At 27.3% G+C, this 8811-nt stretch carries 10 protein-coding genes; 6 read left to right on the forward strand and 4 right to left on the reverse strand.

The features are described 5' to 3' along the window. The 3 genes from ON24_RS03095 to cofH all read right to left on the reverse strand — a co-directional run. Positions 1–1086: ATP-binding cassette domain-containing protein (locus ON24_RS03095; protein ID WP_040681933.1), on the reverse strand; the 1086-nt coding region annotated here is incomplete at its 3' end. Positions 1087–1536: 450 nt separating this feature from the next. Next, positions 1537–1839 (reverse strand): hypothetical protein, encoded by a 303-nt coding sequence (locus ON24_RS03100; protein WP_040681934.1) that lies wholly within the window; start codon positions 1837–1839, stop codon positions 1537–1539. Between the two features lie 103 nt (positions 1840–1942). Further along, the gene (gene cofH, locus ON24_RS03105; RefSeq protein WP_040681935.1) at positions 1943–3067 is read right to left on the reverse strand and encodes a 5-amino-6-(D-ribitylamino)uracil--L-tyrosine 4-hydroxyphenyl transferase CofH; all 1125 of its coding nucleotides are present in this window, start codon (positions 3065–3067) and stop codon (positions 1943–1945) included. Positions 3068–3490: 423 nt separating this feature from the next. On the opposite strand from cofH, the gene ON24_RS03110 reads away from it, so the two are divergent. Next, entirely contained in the window at positions 3491–4027 is a 537-nt protein-coding gene (locus ON24_RS03110) for a nicotinamide-nucleotide adenylyltransferase (protein ID WP_040681936.1), read from the forward strand. Between the two features lie 163 nt (positions 4028–4190). Continuing rightward, complete coding sequence (locus ON24_RS03115; RefSeq protein WP_050553541.1) at positions 4191–4628, forward strand: molybdenum cofactor biosynthesis protein MoaE; 438 nt, start codon at positions 4191–4193, stop codon at positions 4626–4628. A 557-nt stretch (positions 4629–5185) separates the two neighbouring features. On the opposite strand, the gene ON24_RS03120 is transcribed toward ON24_RS03115, so the two are convergent. Further along, positions 5186–5398 carry a TOBE domain-containing protein gene (locus ON24_RS03120; RefSeq protein ID WP_016358363.1) on the reverse strand — a complete coding sequence of 71 codons (213 nt, stop codon included), beginning with the start codon at positions 5396–5398 and terminating at the stop codon, positions 5186–5188. A 384-nt stretch (positions 5399–5782) separates the two neighbouring features. On the opposite strand from ON24_RS03120, the gene tsaA reads away from it, so the two are divergent. From tsaA to ON24_RS03140, 4 genes are all read left to right on the forward strand, one after another. Then, positions 5783–6277, forward strand: coding sequence for a tRNA (N6-threonylcarbamoyladenosine(37)-N6)-methyltransferase TrmO (tsaA, locus tag ON24_RS03125; RefSeq protein ID WP_040681937.1), 495 nt, complete (start codon positions 5783–5785; stop codon positions 6275–6277). A 339-nt stretch (positions 6278–6616) separates the two neighbouring features. Beyond that, positions 6617–7852, forward strand: a complete 1236-nt coding sequence (locus tag ON24_RS03130) for an HD domain-containing protein (RefSeq protein ID WP_040681938.1) — start codon at positions 6617–6619, stop codon at positions 7850–7852. Positions 7853–7966: 114 nt separating this feature from the next. After that, the gene (locus ON24_RS03135) at positions 7967–8518 is read left to right on the forward strand and encodes a UbiX family flavin prenyltransferase (RefSeq protein ID WP_040681939.1); all 552 of its coding nucleotides are present in this window, start codon (positions 7967–7969) and stop codon (positions 8516–8518) included. Positions 8519–8553: 35 nt separating this feature from the next. Continuing rightward, positions 8554–8811, forward strand: a 258-nt coding sequence (locus ON24_RS03140) for a methyltransferase domain-containing protein (protein ID WP_040681940.1), incomplete at its 3' end; no start/stop codon positions are given.

Consider the following 8811-nt stretch of genomic DNA (forward strand, 5'->3'; position numbering starts at 1 on the left):
TTCCTGATACATAAATCCCACTTTACGCCTTACATCCATCCTATGTAAGGAAGGTTTATGAATATCTACCCATAAAACTCCTTCATTATCTGTTTTAAGTTTATAAGTAACTTTTCCCCCATCGGCATCTTCAATACCGTCCAAGATATGTAAAAGTACACTTTTACCTGCACCGCTTGGTCCTAACAGTGTTAAAATATCTCCCTTTTTAACTTCAAAATTAGCATTTTCAATATCCAAACTTACACCATCATTAAGAACAAAGTATCTTTTATCAATATCTTCTGCCTTTATAATGGTTTCATCACTTGCTTTAATAGTAATATCAGATTCAGGTGCTCTTTTAGATAAAAACTCATCGGTTATACCATTAACATCATCACTGATTTCAACTATTTCGCCGTCATTCATTAAAACAATACGATCGGCTAAATATTTTTGAACCTCCGGCAAGTGAGATACAACTATTACCGTAATTCCAAGTTCTTTATTAATCTTTTTAACAGCATCCAAAATTTCTTGTTTTGTTTTTGGACATGCCATTGTTGCAGGTTCATCCAAAAGTAAAAGTTTAGGCTCTTTTGCTAATTGTCTAGCCATAATAAGTCTTTGTTTTTCTCCACCACTTAATAAAGGTGCTGGAAAATCGTCTTTACCTTCAAGGCCAACCAATTTTAAGATCTCATCTGCCTTTTTTCCGAATTCCTTTTCAGCTTCCTTTAAAAGAGTAGATGCCTCATCACCATATTTAGCACCATACATTTTCCTTAAAACATTTTCACGGCAACTTGCAGGCCATAGACCAAAATCTCTTTGAAGATGAATAGCTGTTGCTTTTTTAAGTTGGTTATAATAATATTGACTGTCATCTGCATGAAGTACAACATCGTCTACAGTTATGACACCTTCATCAAATTTCTCAACACCTCTTAGACATCTTAAAAGTGTTGTTTTACCAGAACCACTAGTTCCGATAATTCCAAGGATTTCCCCTTCTTTAATTTCTAAATTAATATTTTTAAGACCAACAACCTCATCTTTGTTGTCCAATTTATAAGTTTTTGAAAGATTTTCTACTTTAAACATTTTATTCCCAATTTAACTTCTCTAAAATAAAATATAAACTCATAAGTTTAAAATAAGATTAATACACAGATATCCTAGAATAATTTTTTAAAAATATTCTAAAATAAATAATCTATTTAATTTATATTATTCAATACTTTTAAATTTGTTTATTATTTTTTGGTAAAAATCATTTTAATTAATAGGAATAGCCTCTTATTAAAAATGTTAAATTATTTGTAAACTATCATAAAAAAATTTGATTAAAACAATTGTTTTATAGGGTTCCATAATGAATAAAACAAGCCTAAATTAATGTTAAATACAAATCATGAAGAAATAACCTTAAAAGTTAAAAACTACTTAAAAAAATGTTAAATGAAAAAACGAGAATTTAAAGACTAAATTAAAAACTACTAAAAAAAAGATATAAAAAGAAAAAATATTCATATTGATTTAAAAAAATAATAATTAGATAAACTGAATTTTAACAGATTCATAGGATTTTAAAATATTATGTTCATCACAGAAATGATTTAATTTACTATGGAATAATGCTTGTAATTGACGCTGGCGTACATCATCCATTCCTTCAGGACCTTTAATTACAAAAACATTTGGATAATATAAATCCTCAAAATCTACTTTAAACTTAACATCTCCCAAATTATAATATTCAGCTAACAATTTAAGTTCGTCATGTATCATTTTTAACGGATCATCATTTTCAACAATCACAACTTCCGGAGTTATATCTTCTTCATCTTTAGCCATAATGTTTCCTCTATTAAATCTGTTTTAATAAAATATTTAATAATATCTTTGTAAACTAATTTAAAAACTTTACTATTAATAGAAAGATAAAGTTAAAAATTATTTATTTACCAGCAATTGGGAAGAATTCGGTATATTTAGTGTTTCTTTCAATAGGTGTTCTTCCTAATTCATTTACTAATTTGATTAAATCCTTTATTGAAGCATCCACACCATCAGGAGCACCACTAGCCTCAGACAATTCATCTCCACCAAGGGTTCCTCCCAAATCATTTGCACCTGCAAGAAGTGAAATTTGTGCGAATCTATATCCCATCTTTACCCAGGATACTTGAATATTAGGAATCAGATCTCTGAACATTAACCTACCAGTGGCATAAAGTTTCAAATCTTCAATTCCGGTAGCACCAAGATTTTTCTGACCGTTTAAGAAAATCGGTGAATAATTTGGCATAAAGGTCATAGGGATAAATTCTGTAAAACCATGTGTTTCCTCTTGAACATCCCTTAAAATCTTCATGGTTTCAACACGCTCAGCAACTGTTTCAACATGTCCATACATCATGGTTGCAGAACCTGGAATACCTGCTTTATGAACGGTAGTTACTACATCAACCCATTCTTGAGTGGAAACTTTTTTTGGACAAATAATGCTTCTTGATCTGTCGGTTAATATTTCCGCTGCAGTACCTGGAAGTGAATCTAATCCCGCTTTTTTAAGAATCTTAACTCCTTCCTCTAAAGACATCTCAGATTTTTTACATGCATCAAATATCATTGTAGGTGAGAAACCGTGAATCATCACATCAGGAAAATGGTCTTTTAAAAGCTTAAGGAGATGTTCATAATAATCAATGTCAGCTTCTTCTAAAACCCCACCCATTAATGTGAATTCACGTGCACCATTTTCAACAGCATTTTGAGCTTTTGAAAGGATTTCTTCATCATTTTGAATATATGCATCAGGATCATCCTTATCCTTTCCAAATGCACAGAATCCACATCTAATTTTACAGATATTAGTAAAATTAATATTACAATTATTAATAAATGAAACATTATCCCCTACAATTTCTTTTCTCAAGTAATCTGCTGTTTCAAGTAATGCGAATACATCAGATCCCTTTAGATTCATCAAATAATTTGCATCTTCAACAGATATTGCTTCATCTAAAGCATTATCTAATATTTTTTTAGTTTCATTACTTACTTCATATGCGGATATCATATATTTAATTAAATTATTAGAAGTTTATAAACTTTTCCATATTATGTTCAAAAAAAATCTTTCCCCGATTAAACAAAATTAATAATTTTATATAAATTTATATACGATTACTTTAAATATATAAATAAAATTTTATGATTATAAATACTAAAAATTTATTGAACAGTTGGTATTTTAAATTATTTTTAAAAAATAGTAAATAAGTTCAAATAGATTATAAAAAAATTCAATATAATAAATCCATATAAAAAAAAAAAATAAAATAAAATACTGATTATATACTATTTTTAAAAAGCCCATATTTTCTCATAAGATGTAAATTTTAGATTTACTAATCAATCCATATAAACCTTATAAATTAAATTTTAATACTATAATTATAATACATAATAATTAATATTATAATTATGATGGTGGTTTTAAATGAACAATATAACACGTGGATTGATTATAGGTAGAATGCAACCAATACATAAAGGTCACTGCCAGGTAATTTTAAAAACACTAGAGGAAGTGGACGAGTTAATTATTGGAGTAGGTAGTGCTCAAATCTCCCATACCCTAAAAGATCCATTTACTGCAGGTGAAAGGATTCTGATGATTAAAAAATTCTTAGTTGAGAATAATGTAGATCCATTAAGGTATTATATTATTCCTATGGAAGATAAAGACATTAACGCCATTTGGGTAGCTCATGTAAATATGATGACACCTCCATTTAATGTTGTTTATAGTGGAAATCCTTTAGTACAAAGATTATTTATCGAGAATAACTATACCGTTAAAGCTCCTCCACTGTATAGTAGAGAAACTTTATCTGGAAGGGAAATTAGAAGAAGAATGATAAATGATGAAGACTGGCAATCATTGGTTCCGAAATCTACAGTTGAAATAATAGAGGAAATTGATGGTATCTCTAGAATCAGGCACCTTACAAAAAAGGAAAAGAACGAAATTTAATATTCCTAAGAAATAAAAAAAACTGAAGATTAATGGCCTAATCAAATTTTAAAAAAAGAAAATATAAATAACAATAGTTATATATATTGATTATTATAATAGGTTTAGAAAAAATTTATATCAAATAAACATAATAAAAGAATTGGAAATGGATGTGATTTTAGTGGTAGTAAGATTAATCAAAAAAGACGACGATTATGTAAGTACAGCGGACTTAATTAATGACCTTAAAAAACACGAGAAAGTAGATCAATCAGGAGCAATATTTACATTTGAAGGTATAGTAAGAGGTGAGGAACCTGGTAAAGAGATTGACAAACTTATATTAACTACACCGGATAATGAAAAGACTCAAAAGGAAATGGAAGAAATAGCTGAGGATGTTAAACTTAAATATGGTGTAAATGAGATCAGTTTAATCCATTACATCGGCGAATTCTATACTGGAGATAGTTTATTTTTAGTAGCAGTGTTAGGATCCCACAGAGACGAATCTTATGATGCATTGAAGGAAGTAATTGAAAGAGTTAAATTTGATATTGATTTTAAAAAAGAAGAATACTCAAATGAAGGAACTAAAACCATTCTTGCAGGAGGTTAAATATATTGACTCTATTCGGTCAATTAATAATTTTATTAATAATAATTCTAGTACTTAAATTCATTATAAAAAACATAAAGTTATTCTTTTCGATAATATTCCTATTGATTATCATCTATTTATTGATACATATGGGAGAGTACTATAATTTATTCTTATTAATACCCCAATTAATCTAAAACATTATTTTATCAATTTTTAATTTAAATTTTTAACACTTTTTTTAAATAATTTTAATACATTTAATTTCAAAAACATTTAAACTGATTTTTTTAATATTAAATCAAAATGCTATTTTTAAAAATTTATTCTATAATCCGTCAGAAAAAAATCTCTTTTAACAAATTATATTCAAAACCGAAAATAGATATAATATAACTAAAAAATAGGACCAGAAACAGAAATAAGTTAAAAAAAACTAGATATAAACAAAAAAAAGAACTTAATAAGATTATAATAGTAAAAATAAGATAAAAACATTAAATAGAAAAAATAATGAGACAAAAAAGCAGCTTAAGAATAATAAAAATTTAGATTAAATATTTAATCTAAAATATTTATAATTCTTTACCTACGATTACTTCAGTTGCTTTGATAATAGCTGAAACATCGTCTCCTTCTTTAAGACCTAATTTTTCAGCAGATTCACGAGTAATAGCAGCAGTAATAACTCCTGGTTCTTCTACTTTAATATGAACATTTGCCATTACAGTTCCTAAAGTAACACTTTCAACTTTTCCTTTTAATCCATTTCTTGCACTAATTTCCATTTTAATAACTCCATATATTTTTTAATAAATAGCTTAAATTTTATTACTTACCACATATCTACACATCATAAAATTTCTCATAGAATAAAATTATAATAATAACTACAAATCGTAATTAACATGATAAAAATAATTTTATAATTTTATTGTATAAGTTAACTATTTATTTTTAATTAATTTTTAGTAGATTTTACTTCTACAAAATAATGTTTATCATCATACAATATAAATGTATTGTTTTTTAGTGAAAAAAGAATTTTTTATCGTTTACCGAAAATAGTCAATTCGATATAAAAATTATCGATTTTATGATTTTAAAAAACAATATGTTACTAAAGATAAGTATAAAAAATTTTAAATGTTTTTAAAATAAAATATTATTCTATGGATAAAATTGAATTTGAACCAATAGGAATAATTAAAACACCATTTGACAAACCTCAGGGAATGCCAATTCAACCAACAGGAGCAAAGGGTGTTAAAGGAGAAATAGTTTTAGACGAAAAATATGTTGACGGACTTAAAGATCTTGAGGAATTCTCACATTTAATATTAATATACCATTTACATTTAACAAATGGTAATGCCCTACAAGTTAAACCATTTATGGACAATGCTTTACATGGAGTTTTTGCAACAAGATCACCTAAAAGACCAAATAATATTGGATTATCAACAGTCAAATTAGATTCAATTGAGGACAACATTGTTCATATATCCAATATTGATGTTGTTGACGGAACCCCTCTTTTGGATATTAAGCCATATGTACCCCAATTATTTGAAGATACACTAGTTGATGATATCCAGATTGGATGGTTTGAAAATAATCATAAAAAAGCTAAAAAACAAAAAGCCGATTCAAGATTTGTTGAATAAAACAACTTTTATCAATATTAAACAAAATAAACTACTTATTTTAATTTTTTCTTTTTAATAGAAAATCAAGTCCTTTAAAAATATTATTTTAAAACCACAGTTTTCTAAAAATATTAAATAAATCCATAAATCTAAAACTTAATATTAAAATTAACCTTTTTTAAAAATTAAAAAAATACAATCTATTTTTCTATAATTAAAATAATAAATATCAGATATTTTAATAAAAAAAGCTTATAAATTTAGAAAAGTTTATTTATATATTGGTATATATTAGAGATTAAGTATTGGTTTAGAGTGAATTTTATAGATTAAATAAAATTAATATGATGTGGTTTGATGTTAGAATATAAAAAATCAATAAGGGATAGTATTAATGGAAATATTCCTATTACAGAACTTGAAAAGGAAATCCTGGACTATCCCCAATTTCAAAGATTAAGACGCATTAAACAGTTAGGATTTACTTCATTAATATATCCTGGAGCTAATCATTCTCGTTTTGAACATTCCATTGGAACTATGCACCTTGCATCAAAATTAGCAGTAGAGTTAGGCCTAGATGACGATGAGGTTCAATTGGTACGTCTTGCAGGAATGTTACATGATATAGGTCATGGACCATTCTCACATGTTTCAGAGTCTGTAATGAATGTTAAACATGAGGAGCAAACGGCTTTTATTATAAAGAATACCGCCATATCTACCAAAATTTCTGAGAATTTTAATCTTGATGAGGTTGTAGACATTATTAATGGTAAAGATAAACTTGGACCTATCATATCCGGGGAATTAGATGTTGATAGAATGGATTATCTTATAAGGGATTCACATTATACCGGTGTGGCATATGGTGTAATAGATTTAGATAGAATTATTTCAAATCTAAAATTGGAAAAATTCTTAGTCTTAGATATAAAAGGGGTTCAAGCTGCAGAAGCGATGCTTGTAGCCCGTTATTTCATGTATCCCAGTGTTTACCAACACCACACAACACGTATTGTAAATGCCATGTTTAGAAGGTCTATTGACAAGATGGTGGAATCTGGTGAACTAGACACCAAAAAATTATCAATCTATGACGATAACGAGTTAATCACAAAATGTAAAAATTCTACATTAGAATATACTAAAGATATTATAGAAAGATTAGAAAATAGACAACTGTTTAAAAGGATTAAAACTATCCGTTTAAATAATTTCCTACATCCAAATGATGTATTCGATATTAAAGAAAGAGATTTGAAAAAAGCTGAAAGGGAAATCGGAGAGGATTATAACATAGATTCCAATTATATCTTCATAAATCTTCCGGAATATCCTAAATTCGATGAGATGAAAACTCAAATAGCTTTGAATGATAACTTATATCATTTAAATGAAGTATCTTCAATTGTTCAAGCTTTAAATAAAGCAAGATTTAATTATCCCGATATTGCTTTATATGCTCCTAAAGAGTACAAAGAGGATTTAAGGAAAGTTAATATTGAGGATTATCTAGATTTACCTGAAAAAACTGACAAAAATTATAATATAACCCACTATGATCAACAGGATTTACTTAACTATATGTGATCTTTACTAATCAAAAATAGTAAGATAACATTAAAACTAATATAAAATAATAATTTATTTATTATAAAAACTATTGAAAAAGTAGATATATTAACTTAAAAATGAGGAAAACTTATGATAATAGTTGCTATTACAGGAGCTAGTGGTGTTATATTAGGTGTAAGATTACTTCAAGCTCTTAAAGATTTAGATATACAAACTGGATTATTAATAAGTGATGCTGCAAAAACAATAATAGAATATGAATTATATGATGTAAATCTGGAAGATATTGTAAGCCTTGCAGATAATTACTATGAAAACGATGATTTAACCGCGTCTGTAAATAGTGGTTCATTTAAGTTTGATGGAGCCGTAATTATACCATGTTCCATGAAAACCCTATCAGCAATTGCAAATGCATATGCATCAAATTCCATTACACGTGTTGCAGATGTTGCTCTTAAAGAAAGGCGAAGATTAATAATTGTACCTAGAGAAACGCCCCTTAGAACCACACATATTGAAAATATGTTAAAGATTTCTAAAGAAGGAGGAATCATATTACCTCCAATAGTAGGATATTACTCAAAACCAAAAACATGCAAAGATATGGAAGAGTTTATTGTTGGTAAAGTTCTAGACTCACTTGATATTGATAATGATCTTTATAAAAGATGGAAATAGTAAGAATTTTTATTTAAATAAAACTTGGTGATTAGATGTTTAATGATAATGACTTTATTAAAATCTGTGAAGTTCCAGGTCCTACAAAAGAGGCTATAAGAGCTTTACTTCTATATAAATCAGATGTATCAGATGATGATATAGTGGTAGATGTTGGATGTGGTACTGGTGGTTTAACAGTTGAGTTTGCTCAAAGAGCCAAAAAAGTATATTCAATCGACAAAAATCAGGAAGCCGTAAAGGTTACAGAAAGGAATCTTAAAAAACTTTTACAAGATGACTATAATGTTGAA

It is taken from the genome of Methanobrevibacter boviskoreani JH1 (assembly GCF_000320505.1).
Classification (GTDB): domain Archaea; phylum Methanobacteriota; class Methanobacteria; order Methanobacteriales; family Methanobacteriaceae; genus Methanarmilla; species Methanarmilla boviskoreani.